The organism is Parasedimentitalea psychrophila (assembly GCF_030285785.1).
Classification (GTDB): domain Bacteria; phylum Pseudomonadota; class Alphaproteobacteria; order Rhodobacterales; family Rhodobacteraceae; genus Parasedimentitalea; species Parasedimentitalea psychrophila.
In genome coordinates, this window is record NZ_CP127247.1 from 150,651 (window position 1) to 168,329 (window position 17,679).

Annotated in this window: 17 protein-coding genes; 1 reads left to right on the forward strand and 16 read right to left on the reverse strand. The window is 61.5% G+C overall.

Annotated features, from left to right (window positions below; all coding sequences use genetic code 11):
- Positions 1 to 234 precede the first annotated feature (234 nt).
- The 10 genes from ftsA to ftsW all read right to left on the reverse strand — a co-directional run bounded on the left by ftsA (position 235) and on the right by ftsW (position 9,188).
- Positions 235 to 1,569, reverse strand: coding sequence for a cell division protein FtsA (ftsA, locus tag QPJ95_RS00710; protein WP_270918694.1), 1,335 nt, complete (start codon positions 1,567 to 1,569; stop codon positions 235 to 237).
- Positions 1,570 to 1,573: 4 nt separating this feature from the next.
- Positions 1,574 to 2,464 carry a cell division protein FtsQ/DivIB gene (locus tag QPJ95_RS00715; RefSeq protein ID WP_270918695.1) on the reverse strand — a complete coding sequence of 297 codons (891 nt, stop codon included), beginning with the start codon at positions 2,462 to 2,464 and terminating at the stop codon, positions 1,574 to 1,576.
- Positions 2,452 to 3,345: a D-alanine--D-alanine ligase gene (locus QPJ95_RS00720; RefSeq protein WP_286018226.1), complete on the reverse strand. Its 894-nt coding sequence runs from the start codon at positions 3,343 to 3,345 to the stop codon at positions 2,452 to 2,454. The genes QPJ95_RS00715 and QPJ95_RS00720 overlap by 13 nt, the downstream gene beginning before the upstream one ends.
- 329 nt (positions 3,346 to 3,674) lie before the next feature.
- On the reverse strand, positions 3,675 to 4,598 hold the full coding sequence (gene murB / locus QPJ95_RS00725) for a UDP-N-acetylmuramate dehydrogenase (RefSeq protein WP_270918697.1): 924 nt from the start codon (positions 4,596 to 4,598) through the stop codon (positions 3,675 to 3,677).
- A 92-nt stretch (positions 4,599 to 4,690) separates the two neighbouring features.
- Entirely contained in the window at positions 4,691 to 4,972 is a 282-nt protein-coding gene (locus QPJ95_RS00730; protein WP_270918698.1) for a hypothetical protein, read from the reverse strand.
- 10 nt (positions 4,973 to 4,982) lie between these two features.
- Positions 4,983 to 5,234, reverse strand: coding sequence for a DUF2484 family protein (locus QPJ95_RS00735; RefSeq protein ID WP_270918699.1), 252 nt, complete (start codon positions 5,232 to 5,234; stop codon positions 4,983 to 4,985).
- Positions 5,231 to 5,470, reverse strand: a complete 240-nt coding sequence (locus QPJ95_RS00740; RefSeq protein WP_270918700.1) for a DUF2484 family protein — start codon at positions 5,468 to 5,470, stop codon at positions 5,231 to 5,233. Before QPJ95_RS00740 ends, QPJ95_RS00735 begins: the two co-directional genes overlap by 4 nt.
- 35 nt (positions 5,471 to 5,505) lie before the next feature.
- Positions 5,506 to 6,903, reverse strand: coding sequence for a UDP-N-acetylmuramate--L-alanine ligase (murC, locus tag QPJ95_RS00745; RefSeq protein ID WP_270918701.1), 1,398 nt, complete (start codon positions 6,901 to 6,903; stop codon positions 5,506 to 5,508).
- Entirely contained in the window at positions 6,900 to 7,997 is a 1,098-nt protein-coding gene (locus QPJ95_RS00750; protein WP_270918702.1) for a UDP-N-acetylglucosamine--N-acetylmuramyl-(pentapeptide) pyrophosphoryl-undecaprenol N-acetylglucosamine transferase, read from the reverse strand. Before QPJ95_RS00750 ends, murC begins: the two co-directional genes overlap by 4 nt.
- Before the next feature lie 21 nt (positions 7,998 to 8,018).
- Complete coding sequence (gene ftsW / locus QPJ95_RS00755; RefSeq protein WP_270918703.1) at positions 8,019 to 9,188, reverse strand: putative lipid II flippase FtsW; 1,170 nt, start codon at positions 9,186 to 9,188, stop codon at positions 8,019 to 8,021.
- A 131-nt stretch (positions 9,189 to 9,319) separates the two neighbouring features.
- Here ftsW and QPJ95_RS00760 point away from each other — a divergent pair, with 131 nt between their 5' ends.
- Positions 9,320 to 10,504 (forward strand): BaiN/RdsA family NAD(P)/FAD-dependent oxidoreductase, encoded by a 1,185-nt coding sequence (locus QPJ95_RS00760; RefSeq protein ID WP_270918704.1) that lies wholly within the window; start codon positions 9,320 to 9,322, stop codon positions 10,502 to 10,504.
- 229 nt (positions 10,505 to 10,733) lie between these two features.
- Here the strand turns inward: QPJ95_RS00760 and murD are convergent, their stop codons facing one another.
- The 6 genes from murD to QPJ95_RS00790 form a co-directional block, all read right to left on the reverse strand.
- Positions 10,734 to 12,131 (reverse strand): UDP-N-acetylmuramoyl-L-alanine--D-glutamate ligase, encoded by a 1,398-nt coding sequence (murD, locus tag QPJ95_RS00765; RefSeq protein WP_270918705.1) that lies wholly within the window; start codon positions 12,129 to 12,131, stop codon positions 10,734 to 10,736.
- 70 nt (positions 12,132 to 12,201) lie between these two features.
- Positions 12,202 to 13,296, reverse strand: a complete 1,095-nt coding sequence (locus tag QPJ95_RS00770) for a tetratricopeptide repeat protein (protein WP_270918706.1) — start codon at positions 13,294 to 13,296, stop codon at positions 12,202 to 12,204.
- A gap of 1 nt (position 13,297) precedes the next feature.
- Complete coding sequence (locus tag QPJ95_RS00775; RefSeq protein WP_270918707.1) at positions 13,298 to 13,507, reverse strand: hypothetical protein; 210 nt, start codon at positions 13,505 to 13,507, stop codon at positions 13,298 to 13,300.
- Between the two features lie 166 nt (positions 13,508 to 13,673).
- Entirely contained in the window at positions 13,674 to 14,756 is a 1,083-nt protein-coding gene (gene mraY / locus QPJ95_RS00780; protein WP_270918708.1) for a phospho-N-acetylmuramoyl-pentapeptide-transferase, read from the reverse strand.
- Positions 14,757 to 14,774: 18 nt separating this feature from the next.
- The gene (locus QPJ95_RS00785) at positions 14,775 to 16,190 is read right to left on the reverse strand and encodes a UDP-N-acetylmuramoyl-tripeptide--D-alanyl-D-alanine ligase (RefSeq protein WP_270918709.1); all 1,416 of its coding nucleotides are present in this window, start codon (positions 16,188 to 16,190) and stop codon (positions 14,775 to 14,777) included.
- A complete protein-coding gene (locus QPJ95_RS00790; RefSeq protein ID WP_270918710.1) occupies positions 16,187 to 17,671 on the reverse strand; it encodes a UDP-N-acetylmuramoyl-L-alanyl-D-glutamate--2,6-diaminopimelate ligase in 1,485 nt (494 codons plus the stop codon). The genes QPJ95_RS00785 and QPJ95_RS00790 overlap by 4 nt, the downstream gene beginning before the upstream one ends.
- Positions 17,672 to 17,679: the final 8 nt, after the last annotated feature.

Below are 17,679 nucleotides of genomic sequence, written 5' to 3' on the forward strand. Positions count from 1 at the left end.
GTTATTTCGCCGATCGGGGTATATCTTGGGGTATTCGAAAAAGCACACACAAGCATAGCAAAAGCCCCCATGCTTCCACATGGGTGAGATCGTCACGACATTATGTGCAAACCACTGCTCGGCCTGCGTGCTCCGCCGCTTTCTGCGGCTGGTTAACGGTTTCATAATGCAAGTCGCGCCAATTGTCACCCGACAATCCTGCACCGAGTGCGGATTATTCCCACCGCCTGCCCGCTACCAGTTGTCGCGGAACCAGCGCACCGCGCGACGGATTGAGCCGCCCGACTGACGGTCGCTTGGCACATCAAAATCCCACCATTCATCCTGCGGATTGGCCGCAAACAAGCTCAGGCCTACGGCGCTGGAAAATCCCGGCCCGGTGGCCGATTGCGGCAGCCCATGCACCCGGAGTGGGCGGCCCAACCGAACCTGCTGCCCCAGAATACGGCTGGCCAATCCGTCCAGTCCCATGATCTGGCTGGAGCCGCCGGTCAAAACAATCTGCTGACTGGGAAGCTGGTCAAAGCCGGCCGCATCCAGCCGCGCCCGCACCTCTTCCAGGATTTCCTCGACGCGGGGCCGCATGATGCCGATCAGCTCTGCCCGCGACACCGTGCGACGGTCATGTTCCCAATCGCCCGTGTCGCCGCCAATGTCGATCATATCGCGGTCATCCGCGCCGGTGGCATGGACGCCACCGCAAAAGGTCTTAATGCGTTCGGCACTGGAGGTCGGAACCCCTAGACCCAGTGAAATATCACTGGTGACATGATCCCCGCCCATGCGCACGGCATCGGAATAAATCATGTGTTTCTTCATGAAGACCGACACCGAGGTCGAGCCACCGCCCATATCGACACAGGCCGCGCCCAGTTCCTGTTCGTCTTCGACCAGCGCTGAAATTCCCGAGGCATAGGCCGAACTGGCAATTCCGGCGAGCTCCAGATCACAGCGTTTGATGCAACGCACCAGATTCTGCACCGAGGCGGCGTCAACCGTCAGCATATGCATATCAACCGCCAGAGACTGGCCCAATTGGCCGCGCGGGTCGTTCAACCCCGAGCGGTTATCAAGCGCAAAATTCACTGGCTGCGCATGCAGAACTTCGCGACCGTGGCCATATTCCGGCACCTCGCAGGCTGCCAGCACGCGGGCGACTTCGTCTTCGGTGACCACCTGCCCCTGCAGCTCCACCTGGGCGTTCAGACCATAGGACCGTGGGTTGGCGCCCGAAAAACAGGCCATCACGTGATCCACCCGGACCTCGGCCATTTTCTGCGCCGCCTGCACCGCGGTGCGAATGGCGCGTTCGGTTTCCTGCATGGCGGTGATCTCGCCAAACTGCACCCCCCGCGACCGCGTGGTGGCAGCGCCAATCACCCGAAACCCGGATTGGCCGGCCAGCGAGCCAATGGAATTATCCTCGCTCAACCGGCTGCTGCCGTCAAAGCGCAGCACCAGGCAGGCAATCTTGGAACTGCCCACATCCAGGATGGCAACCACCCCACGCTGCATGGCCTGATGGCGCATTTGCCGCATGGCTCGCTGGGATTGATAGAGATCTGTCATGCTGCTATCCGCCTCCGTTCATCTGTCTGATCCGCCACCATTCCTGCACCGCAGTCTTGTTCATCCGGACCGTGGCACGGGCTGACAATCGCATGTCGACTGATGCAATATCGCGCTCCAGAAGGTCCCGCACCTCGCTCACCGCGATCACCCGCCGCAAGGCAGGGACCGGATCTTCGGCCGGCAGCATAATCCGCTGACCGCGATCCAGCACCACATCCCAGCGCCTCTCGCCGATGCGCACCAGGCCCCGCAACCGCGCCCCCAGTGGTCTGGCGGTGGCAAAGATCCGCAGCGCCTCGGCGACATGGGCGTCAGCCCCGTCACCCGCGATTAGCGGCAAATCCGCATGCAGTGAGCGGCGACCCAGCTCGGCCACATGAATACCGGTTTCGTCCAGCAGCGCCAGCCCCTGGCGGTTGCGCCAGACCAACACCGGGTCGCGCTCAACCACATCCACCTGCAACACCCCGCCCGAGCGGATACGAACGGCGGCAGACTTTACCGGGGCCAGCATTTCGATCACTTCCCGGATAAGGTCCACGTTCAGATCAAAGGAGCTGACCGGAAACCGCAACCCGGCGACTTCGCGGATGTCATCGGCCAGATCGGCGCCTGCCCCATCAATTGCGATCATCTTGACCCGGAATTCTGGCCGCTCACGGATCGACTGGCGCAGATCGGAGAGAAAGATGTTCAGGCCATCGCGGCGCTGCTCATTCGCCATATAGGCGCTGCCCAGGGTGAAGATCAGACAGAAAGGCACGCCGATCCGCAGCCCCAGCCGAATGCCCGGTGTCAGCATCCAGCGCTGCATCCGGTACTTCAACCGCGACGGTGCCGGATCCTGCTTAAACACAGATTTTTTGCGGCGCCAGGGGATCAACGATCGCATGAAGCATCCTCGACCATCCAGGCACAGAGCTGACCAAAAGTCGTTCCGCAATGCGCCGCCTGCTCTGGCGTCAGCGAGGTTGGCGTCATGCCGGGCTGGGTGTTGGTTTCCAGCAGGATCAGGCCTGCGGCCCCCCGGCTTTCGTCCCAGCGGAAATCCGTGCGGCTGACACCGCGACAGCCCAGTGCCTGATGGGCGCGCCGGGCATAGTCCAGACAGAGATCGAAAATCTCCTGCGGCAGATCCGCAGGCACCACATGGGTGGAGCCGCCGGGCTGATACTTGGCGTCATAGTCGTACCAGCCGTCGGTCAGAATATCCGTCACCGTCAGGGCGCCCGGATCCGTCTCGCCGTCACCCACCACTGTCGTGGTCAGCTCGCGGCCCGGTGCGAATGTCTCGACCATCACCTGTTCTGGCATGTCATCCGACAGTTGTGGCGGGGTGTTGGCGGCCTCGTTCACCAGATAGACCCCAACGCTGGAGCCTTCGTTGTTGGGCTTGACCACATAGGGCGGCGGCATCACATGCGCGGCCATCACAGCGACCTTGTCGAACAGCCCGCTGTCGACCACCGGCAGCCCGGCGGCGCGGAACACATCCTTGCTGCGCTGCTTGTCCATCGCCAAGGCCGAAGAGAGCACCCCCGAATGAGTATACGGCAGGCCCAGCCACTCCAGCAGCCCCTGCACACAGCCGTCTTCGCCCCAACGGCCATGCAGCGCGTTGAACACGACATCTGGCTTGATGTCCTGCAAACGGGTGACAAGGTCTGGACCCGCGTCCACCTCTATCACCTCAAATCCTTCGCCCCGTAGTGCGGTGACGCATTCGCGCCCGCTGGACAGGGAAACCTCGCGCTCAGCCGAGGGTCCACCCATCAATACCGCTACCTTCGGGAGAGTCCTGCTCGACTTACCCACAACAATTGCCTCAATATACACAGGGCTTTGCGCCCCTTTGGTTATTCGGACCCTTGACGGCCCATTTTATAGTCAGACGATTTTTCGCCTTTTGGTATGTTCGGCGTTGCCGCCAGAGGATCAAAGGAACCAGCCAGTCCCTGCGCCACCTTACCAACACAAGTCTTACCGACATATTAACATCCGGTTTACCATGTTTACTTTCATCCGCAATATTCTGGTCAAGCCAGCTGGATGCAAATAGGCTCCAAAACACCTAAGTGATTGAAAGAACTTGTAATTTAAGGTTAGTCTGACTGCGGCTCTCCGATCCGCATAATTTCCCACTCTAGCGTTATCCCGCTTGAGGCGTAAACCTTTTTTCGCACCTCTTCGCCCAAACCTTCAAGATCTGCGGCAGTTGCGCCACCCCTGTTGATCAAAAAGTTGGAATGTTTCTCGCTCATCTGGGCCGCCCCCCGCATGGCACCGCGCAACCCGGCATCATCAATCACCTTCCAGGCCTTCAGGTCATGAACATCGTCCGCCTTGCCGGTGGAGGAGAATCCTGCCGGATTGCGAAACGTCGATCCGGCGCTGCGATCCTTGGTGGGTTGTGTGTTGTCGCGGGTCTGCAGCTGCGCTGCCATCCGGGCATGCAGGTCAGTCGGCTCCCCTGCCCCGGCCCGCAGCCTGGCCGAAACCAGAACCGCCCCCTCAGGCAGCGCGCTCTGACGATATTGGAATGCCAGATCCTCGGCTGTTATCTCACGGATCTCACCGGCGCGGGTCACGATCAGGGCCGAGACAAAGACATCCGCCACATAGCTGCCGTAACAGCCTGCGTTCATCCGAACCGCACCGCCGATGGTGCCGGGAATGGTGCGCAGAAAGGTCAGGTCCAGGCCACCGTCCGCCGCCTTGCGGGCCACATGGGCATCCAAGGCCGCAGCCCCTGCGACGATACAGTCACCGTCGACCTCGATTGCATTGAAGCCGCGCCCCAGACGGATCACCACCGCCCGCAACCCGCCATCGCGCACGATCAGGTTAGAGCCGACGCCGATGGGAAACACTGCCACATCCGGGTCCAGCTGAGACAGAAACAGCGCCAGATCATCGATATCTGCAGGTTGGAACAGATAGTCCGCCGGACCACCCACGCGAAGCCAGGTCAGCTCTGACAGGTGCCGGTTGGCGGTCAATCGGCCTCGGATACCGTCCATGTTCATAATGCCTGCCCCTTGCCGCGAATCTCTGTGCTTTTTGCCCGAAATGCAGTGCGGAAACAACGTTCGGATCTGACTGCAGGCCTATGAATAGGTCACGTCGATCTGCGCGCGGTTCTCCATCGCAGGTGCAGGTAGCCTGTTATCGCCCCCAGAACCAGCCCCGCCGCAAAAGGCACGACCGCAATCCCTGCAAATATCGCCAGCACCAAACTATCCAAGCCTTCGGCAATACCAACATACCAGCGGATAACGGCGTAGAGCCCGCCGACAATTGCCAGAAAAATCAGGATCACCAAGAACCTGCGCCGCAGCGCCAACTGATGCGCAAAGACACCCGAACTAAGCCCGACCAATATTAAAATCGTTGCTTCCATGTGAACCGTTTTACCCTTTACGCAAAAGACCGCGCAGCCAGCGGCTCAGATAGATCACCGGCCAGCGCAGCACCGACATTCCCGCCAGCAGCACCGCCAGCCCCCACCAGGGCCCGTTCTCGTAGGTGACATAGCCCAGCAGGGGAATCCCCAGGCAGATCAGGATATAGGCACGCCGCCAATGATTGTCGCGACTGGGGATAATTGCCAGAACATTGGCAGCCAGCGCCCACAGCGCGGTCAAAGTCAACGACAGTGTCATAGCTCTACACCTCTCCACTTGCGCCAGTAGTGCAACAGCGGCCTGCGAAACATAGAGACCACAGCCGCCACCCCGATCAGGGCCGGGATCCCTCCGTGCTGCACCCCCAGCACCGCAATGATCACCGGAGCGGCGGCCAGCAATAAAACACCCGGTACAAACTGCCACCGCATCGGCAAGAAAGCCACCGTGGTGGCCGCCAAAGCCCAGACCGCCGCCAGCACAACACTATTCATGACCGCGCTCTGGATCGGGCTGCCAGCCTCATTCCTTAAGATCCCAGCCGGTCAGGCAGACCGTTGGCCCAGGCGCTGATGGTACCGGCGCCCAGACAGACCACCATATCGCCCGGTTGGGCCTGCTCGCGCACCAGCCGTTCCAGATCATCCTCGTCGATCAGCACCCGCGCGTGGCGGTGGCCGTGGCGGATCAGCCCGGCAACCAGATCGTCGCGCCCGGCCCCTTCGATCGGCTCTTCGCCGGCCGCAAAGACATCTGAGATAGCCACCACGTCGGCCTCGTTGAAACAGCCGCAGAAATCCTCGAACAGGCTGGCCAAACGTGAATAGCGATGCGGCTGATGCACCGCGATCACCCGGCCCTCGCAGGCCTGACGGGCGGCTTTCAGCACCGCAGCAATTTCCACCGGGTGATGGCCGTAATCATCAATGATAGTGACGCCATTGACCTCGCCGACCTTGGTAAAGCGCCGGTTGACGCCGCCAAAATTGGCCAGCGCATCGCGGATGTCATCTCTGTCCATGCCCAGATGCCGCGCCACTGCAACCGCCGCCAGCGCGTTTGAGACATTGTGGTCGCCGGGCATCGGCAGTGAGCAGCCCTCAATCACCAGATCCTCGGCCTGCAAGTGGATGTCGAAATGCGCCACGCCTGCCTTGTAGGTCGGAATGCTGGCCCGCACATCAGCCTGGGCGTTAAAGCCATAGGTGACCACCCGGCGGTCGGTGATGCGGCCCACCAGCGCCTGCACCTCCGCGTGGTCGGTGTTGCAGACGGCAACGCCATAGAACGGGATATTGCTGACAAATTCATAGAACCCGTCGCGCAGGGTGTCGAAATCGCCCCAGTGCTCCATATGCTCGGGGTCGATATTGGTCACCACCGCAATGGTCGCGGGCAAACGGTTAAAGGTGCCGTCGCTCTCATCCGCTTCGACCACCATCCATTCACCACCACCAACGCGCGCGTTGCTGCCATAGGCGTGGATGATACCACCGTTGACCACGGTGGGGTCAAATTTACCGGCCACCATCAGCTCGGCCATCATCGTTGTTGTTGTGGTCTTGCCGTGGGTGCCACCAATGGCGATGTTGGATTTCAACCGCATCAGTTCGGCCAGCATTTCAGCACGGCGCACCACCGGCAGGCCACTGCGGCGGGCCTCGTCCAGTTCCGGGTTGCCCGGCTTGATCGCCGAGGAGATCACCACCACCGCGGCATCCGTTAGGTTTTCTGCCCGCTGCCCGACAAAGACCCGCGCGCCCAACCTGGCCAGACGATCAGTCAGCTTGGACGCCTTCAGGTCCGATCCCTGCACCACATAGCCCTGATTCAGCAATACTTCGGCGATGCCTGACATGCCAATGCCGCCGATGCCGACAAAATGGATCGGGCCAACATCACCGGGCAGCTTGGTTGTAGGGGTCATGATCTATCCTTCTGGGCCAGTTGCTCGACCAAAGCCACCAAACGATCGGTGGCATCGGGAACGCCGGCGCTTAAGGCTGCGGCTGACATTTTCTGGGCCGCAGCGGGGTTGGTTAAAATGGTGGTGATTTGCGCCGACAGCGACGCCACATCCAATGCGCGCTCCGGGATCAGGATGGCGCCGCCTGCCCCGACCAGCCCGCGCGCATTGGCGCTTTGGTGATCGCCTGCGGCAGCGGCAAATGGGATCAGGATCGAGGGCCGGCCAATCACCGAGATATCGGCAACCGAGGAGGCGCCCGAGCGGGAAATCACCAGCTGAGCTTCGCTCATCAGGGCTGGCACATCATGGAAAAATGGCTGCACATCGGCATTGATGCCATGCGCGGCATAAAACGCCGTCACCCGTTCGCCGTCTTCGGCCCGCGCCTGATGTGACACCCGCAGGTGCTGGCGGATCTGTTGGGGCAAGGCGGCAATGGCGCCCGGCACCACATCGCTGAGGATACGGGCGCCCTGGCTGCCACCCATCACCAGGATCGACATCGGGTAATCTCCGGGCGGGATATAAGACGCCCCGGCCCGATCCAGCACGGCGCTGCGCACCGGGTTGCCTACGTGCTCGGACAGCACGCCATCGGGCAGATCTGTCGGCCAGACACCACAGGCAACACCGGCCACCCGTTTGGCAAACAGCTGGTTCACCCGGCCCAGCACGCCGTTTTGTTCATGGATGATCCGCGGCAAACCCAGGAGCCACGCCGCCCCCAGCGCCGGGATTGACGGATAGCCGCCAAATCCCACCACAGCATCGGGCCGCTGGCGCCGCATCTGCAACGCCATGCTCAGCACGCCGCTGGCAATCTTGGGGCCGACCAAAGCCTTGGCCAACAACCCGCCACGCGCAAAAGTGGCCGAGGAGACCTCGGTTATTTCGGTGGTATGTGGAAAGCCGCCAGTATAACGCGCACCCCGTGCATCCGTCGACAGCTTCACCCGCCAACCGCGCTTCAGCATCGCCTCAGCCAGCGCCTGTGCCGGGAACATATGCCCTCCGGTACCGCCAGCCGCCATCAATAACAGTTTCTGAGCCATCTGCCCCTGTATTCCTTACTGTCAGCCGCGCTCATGTCCGCGCAGCAGGTCTGCAATGCCCCCTTGGGGCCGCGAGCGGGTAAAGGCCAGCAACATGCCAACCGCAATGCCACCGGCGATCAGCGATGAGCCGCCATAGCTGACAAAGGGCAGCGTCATGCCTTTGGCCGGCAGCAGCCGCACCGCCACCCCCATGTTGATCATCGCCTGAACACCAAACATACAAACCAGTCCGGTGCCGGCCAATCGTGTAAAGGTATCACGCTCGCGCATCAGCCTGAACAGCGAGCGCACCACAATCGTGGCGTAGAGGCTGATCAGGATCAGCACCAGCACCAGCCCGTATTCCTCGGCGGCAACCGCGATGATGAAATCGGTATGGGCATCCGGCAGCGACCATTTCACCTGACCTTCGCCGACCCCGACACCAAACAAGCCGCCCTCACGGATCGCATCCGCCGCATAGCCCAACTGCGTCGTCGGATCGACATCAGGGTTGAGAAAGCCATCAATACGGCGGGCAAAATGCTCGGAGTTGGAATAGGCGAACATGCCGCCCAGCACCACCACTGCCGCCATTGCCACCAGCAGCAGCATCGGCGCGCCCGCCACAAAATACATCACTCCCCAGCCAAACAGCACCAGACAGGCCTGACCAAAGTCCGGCTGCAGCGCCAGCATCAACACCACGGTCACGCAGAGGCCAAAGGACCACAGCTTGCCCGGAGGGCCGTTGATATGCTGGCTGGCCGCAATCATCCAGGCCGCCACGACCACAAAACCGGGCTTCAGAAATTCGGAAGGCTGCAGCGAGGCAAAGCCAAGGCTGTACCAGCGCACAGCGCCTTTGCCAAAATCGGTGCCAAACACCGGCAGCATCGCCAGTGCCACAAAGGCACAGGCAAAACCGATCACTGCCAGTCGGCGCACCAGTATCGGCGTCATCATCGATGTCATCACCATTGCCACCAGCGCGGTGCAGCCAAACACCGCCTGTCGTTGCACATAGTGGAAATTGTCGAACCCATTGCGCGCCGCCAGCGGCACCGAGGCCGCAAGGCCCAGCAACAGCCCGACGATGAACAAGCCCAGGATACAGGACAGAGTCCACCTATCCACTGTCCGCCACCACTTCGGGAGGATTGGTTCGCCAACCTGCATGGGAACCGCGCCATAGACCATTTCAGTCATGGGAATACCGCCAATCTCTGCCTCATTATCGCCCCGTTTTCGGGATCTATAGCTTCCCCATAGCCTGAAACCCCGATTCAAGCCAGCCTCTTCCACTTGCCTTTGGCAGGAATCCGCGCCATGGGCTGGCAATGTTGTATCAAACCCTCATCCTTGGCGCCGGCGCGGCCGGCATGATGTGCGCACGTTTCGCAGGTCCCGGCACACTGGTGATCGACCACGCCCGCGCCCCCGGCGAAAAGATCCGCATCTCGGGCGGCGGCCGCTGCAACTTCACCAATATGTATGCCGAGGCCAAGAACTTCCTCTCCGCCAATTCGCATTTCTGCAAATCAGCGCTGGCGCGCTATACCCAGTGGGATTTCATCGCGCTGATGGATCAACACGGTATCGCCTGGCACGAGAAAACACTGGGACAATTGTTCTGCGATGGATCGGCCAAACAGGTGGTCGCCATGCTGGTCGGGGAATTGCAGCGCGCAGGAGCCGAGCTGTGGCTGGAAACCTCGATCACCTCGGTCACCCGGATCGAACAGGGGTTTTCGGTCACCGTGTCGCGAGATGGCAAAGCCCAAACCGTGACCTGCCACAATCTGGTGCTGGCCACCGGTGGCAAATCCATCCCCAAGATGGGCGCCACCGGCCTTGCTTACGACATCGCCCGCCAGTTCGACCTGCCCCTGACCGAGACCCGCCCCGGGCTGGTGCCCTTCACCTTTTCCGAAGACCGTTTCAAGCCGCTGGCCGGTATCGCCCTGCCCGCCCGCCTGTCCAATACCCGCACATCGTTTGACGAGGCTCTGCTGTTCACCCATCGCGGCCTCTCCGGCCCCTCGGTGCTGCAGCTGTCCTCCTACTGGCGCGACGGCGAGCCGATCATGGTCAATCTGATCCCCGAACTGCCGCTGTATGATTTGCTGCGTGAGCAGCGCCAGGCCGAAGGCCGCCGCGACCTGACAACCGAGCTGTCGCGGCTGCTGCCATCTAGGCTGGCGGATTTCCTCTCGGCTGAGCTGCGCCTCAAGGGCCGCCTCGCCGACCAGTCCGACACCGCCCTGCAGGACCTGTGCCAGCAACTGTCGAACTGGCAGCTCACCCCCTCTGGCACCGAGGGCTACCGCACCGCCGAGGTCACCCTGGGCGGCATTGATACCAATGCACTGTCGTCAAAAACCATGGAATCGAAATCCATCCCCGGCCTCTATGCCATCGGCGAATGCATTGATGTCACCGGCTGGCTTGGCGGCTTCAACTTCCAGTGGGCCTGGTCATCAGGCCATGCGGCCGGCAGCGCCATTGCCGCCAGCCGCCGCTAGACCTCATGCTGATCTGCTTCGGAGCCGCCCTCGCCTGAACCCCAACGGCCGGGGACAGACGCCAGGATCACGCCCAATCGCCGAGGGCCCCCGCAACGCGGGGATGCGGCAATTTGGCTTGAGCCTGGCGGCGGGCTCTGGCAGGCAAGGGATCATGCGAGGGTGGATCAGGGGCAGCATCTGCTTTGGTGAGCCCGAGCCCCTTTTTCCTTTTGACCCGATACAGGCTCTACACTAGGCGCGCGGTCACCTCGGCAATGAAATCATCGCCGCGTTGTTCAAAATTGTCGTATTGATCAAAGCTCGCGGCGGCGGGGGCCAGCAGCACGGTCTCACCCTCTTGCGCATCCGCCATCGCCCGCTCCACCGCAACCGCCATCGAGCTGCAAACCTCGGTCTCGACATCCAGCTGCAAGGCAAACTTCGCCGCCTCACGACCAATCACATAGGCCTTTTGCACCGATCCTGTATTCCCACTCAACGCTGCCAATCCGCCGTCCTTTTCCAAGCCACCACAGATCCAGCGGACCTTTTTGAAGGCACTCAGCGCCTTGGCCGCGCTGTCCACATTGGTGGCCTTGCTGTCATTGACATAGCGCACGCCGCCCTCATCCGCGATGGTCTGGCTGCGATGCGGCAGGCCGGGATAAGTCTCCAAAGCGCCCTCGATCATCCGGGGCGCCAACCCCAGAGTGCGGGCCGCCGCATAGGCGGCGCAGGCGTTCTGGTGGTTATGCGCCCCCGGCAACCCCGTCATGGCGCGCAGATCAATCGATCCCGCCTGACGGCCCTTGCGGTATTCCGACAGGAACCCCTTGCGGGCAAAGACATTCCAGCCGGCACCGCCCAGTTTGCGCCCCGACGACACCCGGATCACCCGGTCATCCACCTGCCCCATGGACATCTGCCCGGCCAGAAACAGGCCCTCGTCCTCGTCCACACCAATGATGGCGCGATCCGGGCCGCCCTCAGAAAACAGCCGTCGTTTGGCGGCAAAATACCCCCCCAGCCCGCCGTGGCGATCCAGATGATCGGGGCTGAGGTTGGTGAAAATCGCCACATCCGGCGTTAAGGAGCGCGCCAGTTCGGTCTGGTACGAGCTCAGCTCCAGCACCACCACATCGCCATCCTGCGGTGGGTCAATATCCAGCACGCCGCGGCCAATATTACCGGCCATCTGCACCCCCTTGCCAGCCTCGCTCAGGATATGGTGCAACAGCGCCACGGTGGTGGATTTACCGTTCGATCCGGTCACCGCCACCACCCGAGGAAGGCGCTCGAAATTGTCCCACTCGGGCGTCGCGATGGAGCGAAAGAACAGCCCGATGTCATTGTCCACCGGCACCCCTGCCTCCAGCGCGGCGCGCACCACCGGGTTCGGCGAGGGGTACAGATGCGCAATTCCGGGTGAGACGATCAGCGAGGCAATGCCATCGAACGCCCCCTGCTTGTGCAGATCCCGGCAGGTAAAGCCCTCCGCCTCAGCCACCGCCCGCGCCGCCGGGTTGTCGTCCCAACAGACCGCAGTGGCCTCACCCGCGCGCAAAGCGCGCGCCGTCGCAAGGCCAGAGCGCCCCAACCCCAGAACCGCCACATTGGCCTGTGCAAATCCTAATACCGGGATCATTGTCGCGCCCTTTCCAAGCTCATCATTTTCGCCGCACCCTGCACCGGAGGATGGGGAGATTGCAAGATGGCTAGTTGGGGTGGTCGGTAAGGAAACCCTCAAGAAGACCTCGGGATTGCACCGTATGAGGATGCTCCATACCCAAGGCTGTTTCAAAAACCAAAAGAGCCTTACGGTACATCGGTTCAGCGTCTTCAGGCCGCCCCGTCCTTACCAGCAAGCCTGCAAAATTACTCAGGTGGATGGCATAATCAGGATGCTCGATGCCCAGCACCTTGCGGTCAACCTCCAACGCCTCGAGGTACAGCGGTTCAGCCTCACCGTAGCGCCCCGTTGCCTCTAGCAGTGCGGCGAGGTTGTTCAGGCGGATGGCATAGTCGGGATGATCCGTGCCCAGCACCTTGCGGTCAATCTCCAACGCCTTGCGGTACAGCGGTTCGGCCTCGCCGTACCGCTCGGTCTCTTTATAATTCGCTGCAAGATTGTTAAGAGCAATCGCCGTATTTTTATGCTCATCGCCGAATTCTTTCATGGCGACTTGCAGCAATTGTTCCTCAATACGGATAGCCTCGGCATACAGCCCGGAGCGCCCCAAAAAGTGGCCCGCTTTGATCAGTGTCTCATAACTCGGATCCAACCGCGCGGCGCGACTGTAATGTTCGGCGGCATCCTGCCAGCGCACTTGTTCCTCGGCGATCAGGCCGCGGCCAAAGCTAGCTTTTGAGGCACGTTTGACAGCCTGCGTTTCAAACTCCTCAACCTCAGCGAAAATCTCATCGGCCTTGGAAAAATCACCCTGCTCCAGCGCTGCCTGTGCATCCTTGATCCGGTTTTCACCAATCTCAACCGTTGCATCCCTGAGCAACTGTTCCAGCTCGGCAATCCGGGCGATATGCTCTTTATAGGCGGCTTCCGGGTTGGCAACGCGGGCTTCATAGTCGCCGATCTGACGCTGAAGATCAGAAATCTCCATTTGCCGCATCTTCAACTCAGCTGCATCCGCCCTGCGGGTTTCGGCGTGTTTCGCCTCTAGATCCGCGCGCAAATCCACAAGCGACTTGTTCAACTGCCGCTCAAACTGTTCGGGCGAGATACCGTGGATATCGCGTGCCTGAGTATTGCCTGAACCGTTGTGAATTGTGTTGTCAGTGTTATCGCCCAGCATGTTAACCGCTTTGCTTGTTGTTGCTGCCGTGATCAACGCGGTTATCGGTTGTTCCTGATCCACCGGTCTGAGTGTTGTTGTCACCGTGATTGATGGTGTTGGTGGTTTTGAGTTTGCCGCCCCTGAGAGATTTCCATGCGAAATACGTGCCTAAGATAGCTGCTATTACTCCAGCAACTACAATCCAATCCATCAATTCCCAGCTCGACATGCAAAACCCTCCAACTCAATTGCGCGCCACTCTAACAGGTCGCGGGTAAGTTGAAAGGCATAGTCGGCCACTTAGGGCAGCGCCTGACCTTGGGGAGGCGAGAAGCGCCTTCCCGGGGGGAAGGTCAGGCGCTGCCCGGCGGTGCCGGGCCAAAGTAAGGGCGTTGTCACCGCACCTTCAGCGTTGCCAGACCGATCATCGCCAGGATCAGCGAGATGATCCAGAAACGGATCACGATGGTCGGCTCGGACCAGCCCTTTTTCTCGTAGTGGTGGTGGATCGGCGCCATCAGGAACACCCGCTTGCCGGTGCGTTTGTAATACAGCACCTGAATAATCACGCTCAGCGCCTCAACCACAAACAGGCCACCGACAATCGCCAGCACCAGCTCGTGCTTGATGACCAGCGCGATGGCGCCCAATGCGCCGCCCAGAGCCAATGATCCGGTGTCGCCCATGAACACCGCCGCCGGCGGGGCATTGTACCACAGGAAGCCAAGACCGCCGCCAAACAGCGCCATGGTAAAGATCAGGATCTCGCCGGTGCCGGGCACATAATGCACGTCGAGGTATTCAGTGAAATCAACCCGCCCCACCGCATAGGCAATGATGCCCAGCGTGGTGGCGGCGATCATCACCGGCATGATTGCCAGCCCGTCCAGCCCGTCGGTCAGGTTCACCGCATTGGCGGTGCCCACCACCACGCAGATGGAGAACGGCACATAGAAATAGCCCAGATTGATCAGGGTGTCCTTGAACACCGGCAGCGCCAGCTGGTTCTGCAGCGCCTCGGGGTGATAGGCCGAGGCCCAGAGCGCGGCGATCACCGCAATGATAATCCCCAGTGCCAGCCGCAGTTTGCCCGACACCCCAGCGGTGTTCTGCTTGGAGACCTTGGCATAATCATCGGCAAACCCGATCAGAGCAAAGGAGACGGTGACGAAAAGCACCAGCCAGACAAAGGGGTTGTCCCAGCGCGCCCAGACCAGAGTGGAAAACAACAGTGCGCCGACGATCAGCAGCCCGCCCATGGTTGGGGTGCCGGCCTTGACGAAATGCCCCTCGGGGCCGTCCTCGCGGATCGGCTGGCCCTTGCCCTGCTTTTTGCGCAGCACGTTGATCAGCGGCTTGCCAAAGACAAAGCCAAAGATCAGCGCGGTCAGGAAGGCGCCGCCGGCGCGGAAGGTGATATAGCGGAACAGGTTAAAGAAATCGCCGCCGTCCGATAGCTCGGTAAGCCAATAGAGCATGTAAGGGGGTCCTGTTCGCTATTTTGAAATGTCAGAAGGGCCGCCATGGCCCAAATTGCGGATGCCGTCAACGATCTTGGCCAATGCGATGCTGAGAGAGCCCTTGGCCAGCACAATATCGCCACCTTGGATCTGTCTGGCCAAATCCGGCAGCGCCTCGGCACTGGTTTGATAGAAGGCACCGCGTTTGCCATCGGGCAAGGCGGCGTGCAGATGCTGCATCAGCGGGCCGATGCAATGGATCTGGTCGATCAAACGGATCGCCGGATGCTGTGCCAGCTTGATGTGCAGCGCGCGTTCCTCTGGTCCCAGCTCTTTCATGTCGCCCAGATAGGCGATCTTGCGGCCCATGCCCGGCGTTGCCGCCAGAACCTCCAGCGCCGCCGCCATCGAGGTGGGATTGGCGTTATAGCTGTCATCCAGCAACAGGATTTTGCCACTGGCCGAATTATCACTGTCTAAATGGATCACTTCGCGGGCACCGCGCCCCTTGACCGGCGACCACAGCGCCAGGCTGCGCAGGCCCTTGTCCATATCCGCGCCAAGCGCCGACAGGCAGGCCAATGCCCCCAGCGCATTCATCGCAAAATGCGCCCCAAGAGATTGAATATGCATCTCTATTTCACGACCCATTGCAGTGGCATGGGCCAGTGTTTCTTCGCCCTGCACCGTCGTCGACAGCAGCCTGTAGTCGCTGGCATTGCGCCCAAACCACAGGGGCTTCACGCCCCGATCCGTTGCCGCATCGCCTAGAACATCCACCTCGGCGGTATCGCTGTTCAGCACTGCAACGCCACCGGGTTCCAGCCCTTGCAGCACCGCTGCCTTTTCAGCGGCGATACCGCCCACGTCGTCAAAGGCCTCAAGGTGCACGGCGGCCACATTGGTGATCATTGCCACATGCGGCCGGGCCTGCAGCGCCAGCGGAGCGATCTCGCCGGGGTGGTTCATGCCAATTTCGATCACTGCGTATTCACTGTCGCGTGGCATCCGCGCCAGAGTCAGCGGCACCCCCCAATGGTTGTTGTAACTGGCCACCGCCGCATGGGTGCGACCCTGATCCGACAGCATCCGCGCCAGCATTTCCTTGGTCGAGGTCTTGCCCACCGATCCGGTCACGGCGACGACGCGTGCATCACAACGAGAGCGGGCGGCCTGTCCAAGCGCCTCAAGCCCCTGCAAAACATCCTCAACAATCAACAGTGGCGCGCCTGCGTCCAGCCCGTCGGGGATATGCGACACCAGAGCGGCCCCGGCCCCTGCGGCCAAAGCCTGCGCCACAAAGTCATGCCCATCGCGGGCCGCCTTCAGCGCCACAAACAAATCACCCGGCGCCAGCGTGCGGGTGTCAATAGAGATCCCGCCCAGACTCCAGTTGCCCTGCGCCCGGCCACCGGTTGCGGCAACGGCCTCTTGCATCGTCCACAGGCTCATACCAGCCCCCCATCCAGTGCCGCCACCGCCATGCTGGCCTGTTCCACATCATCAAAGGGCAGAATGTCATCGCCGACGATCTGACCGCTCTCATGACCCTTACCGCAGATCATCAGCGCATCGCCCGGCCCCAGCGCATCAACGCCGCGCAGGATTGCTTCGGCACGGTCGCCGACCACGCGGGCAGCCGGGGCGCCGCCCTTGACGGCAGCGCGGATCACCGCGGGGTCTTCGCTGCGCGGGTTGTCGTCGGTGATGATCACCACATCGGCATTTTCCTCCGCCGCCTGCCCCATCAAGGGGCGTTTGCTGGCATCGCGATCACCACCAGCGCCGACAATGGCAACCAATCGGCCCAGAACATGCGGCCGCAGCGCCTTTAGCGCGGTGGCAATGGCGTCGGGGGTGTGGGCAAAATCAACAAACACCGCCGCGCCATTGCGGCGCCTCGCCGCCAGCTGCATCCGGCCCCGCACTGTTGTCAGATCCGGCAGGGTTTCAAACACCCGCTCGGGAGCCTCGCCCGATGCGATCACCAACCCACAGGCCAACAGGATGTTTTCCGCCTGAAAGCCACCGATCAGGTTCAACCGGGTCTGGAACGGCTTGTCATGCCAGCTGAACCGCATGTCCTGCCCAGAGGCATCAAAGCGCTGGTTCATCAGGCACAGATCACCCATTCCGCGCCCCACGGTGATCACCTCTTGGCCCCGGGCAGCGGCCAGAGCGCGCATTTCCGCGCCGCGTTTATCGTCAATATTGATTACCGCAACACCATCATCCGGCAGCACCCGGCGGAACAGGCCCGCCTTGGCGGCAAAATAGGCCTCAAACGTGTGGTGATAATCCAGGTGATCCTGGCTGAAATTGGTGAACCCCGCAGCCGCCAGACGCACGCCGTCCAGGCGCCGTTGATCCAAGCCGTGACTGGAGGCCTCCATCGCCACATGGGTGACGCCGTTCTCGACAGCTTTCGCCAGCGCCCTGTGCAGGGTGATCGGGTCCGGGGTGGTATGGGTCAGCGGATAGCTCCAAGCGCCTTCGACGCCGGTGGTGCCAAGGTTGACAGCCGGATGACCCAAGAGTTCCCAGATCTGGCGGACAAATGTTGCCACAGATGTCTTGCCATTGGTGCCGGTGATGGCCACCGCAGTCTGCGGCTGGGCGCCGAACCACAGGGCGGCGGCATAGCCCAGGGCCTGACGTGGATCTTCGACCACCACCAAGGCGGCGTGGCCATCCGCCAAATCCGCCGCTGCCAGCCTGGCGCCCTCGGCATCGGTCAGAATGGCCGCAGCGCCTAGGTCCAACGCCGCGGCGATGAAGCTGGCGCCATGCACCACAGACCCGGGGAGGGCTGCAAACAGAAACCCTTGGCGCACCGCACGACTGTCGACGGTCATCCCGTTGATCACCGGATCCGCTCCGCCGCGCGCCGTCAGGCCCAGCCGGCCCAGGGTATTCTCGGATGTATTGCTCATAGCGACCC

Coding starts and splice junctions, on each gene's coding strand:
- QPJ95_RS00715 (WP_270918695.1), bottom strand. CDS start 2,464: ATGCGATCGTTGATCCCCTGGCGCCGCAAAAAATCTGTGTTTAAGCAG.
- mraY (WP_270918708.1), bottom strand. CDS start 14,756: ATGCTCTATTGGCTTACCGAGCTATCGGACGGCGGCGATTTCTTTAAC.
- QPJ95_RS00790 (WP_270918710.1), bottom strand. CDS start 17,671: ATGAGCAATACATCCGAGAATACCCTGGGCCGGCTGGGCCTGACGGCG.
- QPJ95_RS00770 (WP_270918706.1), bottom strand. CDS start 13,296: ATGCTGGGCGATAACACTGACAACACAATTCACAACGGTTCAGGCAAT.
- ftsA (WP_270918694.1), bottom strand. CDS start 1,569: ATGACAGATCTCTATCAATCCCAGCGAGCCATGCGGCAAATGCGCCAT.
- QPJ95_RS00740 (WP_270918700.1), bottom strand. CDS start 5,470: ATGAATAGTGTTGTGCTGGCGGCGGTCTGGGCTTTGGCGGCCACCACG.
- QPJ95_RS00735 (WP_270918699.1), bottom strand. CDS start 5,234: ATGACACTGTCGTTGACTTTGACCGCGCTGTGGGCGCTGGCTGCCAAT.
- murC (WP_270918701.1), bottom strand. CDS start 6,903: ATGACCCCTACAACCAAGCTGCCCGGTGATGTTGGCCCGATCCATTTT.
- murB (WP_270918697.1), bottom strand. CDS start 4,598: ATGAACATGGACGGTATCCGAGGCCGATTGACCGCCAACCGGCACCTG.
- murD (WP_270918705.1), bottom strand. CDS start 12,131: ATGATCCCGGTATTAGGATTTGCACAGGCCAATGTGGCGGTTCTGGGG.
- ftsW (WP_270918703.1), bottom strand. CDS start 9,188: ATGACTGAAATGGTCTATGGCGCGGTTCCCATGCAGGTTGGCGAACCA.
- QPJ95_RS00785 (WP_270918709.1), bottom strand. CDS start 16,190: ATGAGCCTGTGGACGATGCAAGAGGCCGTTGCCGCAACCGGTGGCCGG.
- QPJ95_RS00730 (WP_270918698.1), bottom strand. CDS start 4,972: ATGGAAGCAACGATTTTAATATTGGTCGGGCTTAGTTCGGGTGTCTTT.
- QPJ95_RS00775 (WP_270918707.1), bottom strand. CDS start 13,507: ATGTCGAGCTGGGAATTGATGGATTGGATTGTAGTTGCTGGAGTAATA.
- QPJ95_RS00760 (WP_270918704.1), top strand. CDS start 9,320: ATGTTGTATCAAACCCTCATCCTTGGCGCCGGCGCGGCCGGCATGATG.
- QPJ95_RS00720 (WP_286018226.1), bottom strand. CDS start 3,345: ATGGGTGGACCCTCGGCTGAGCGCGAGGTTTCCCTGTCCAGCGGGCGC.
- QPJ95_RS00750 (WP_270918702.1), bottom strand. CDS start 7,997: ATGGCTCAGAAACTGTTATTGATGGCGGCTGGCGGTACCGGAGGGCAT.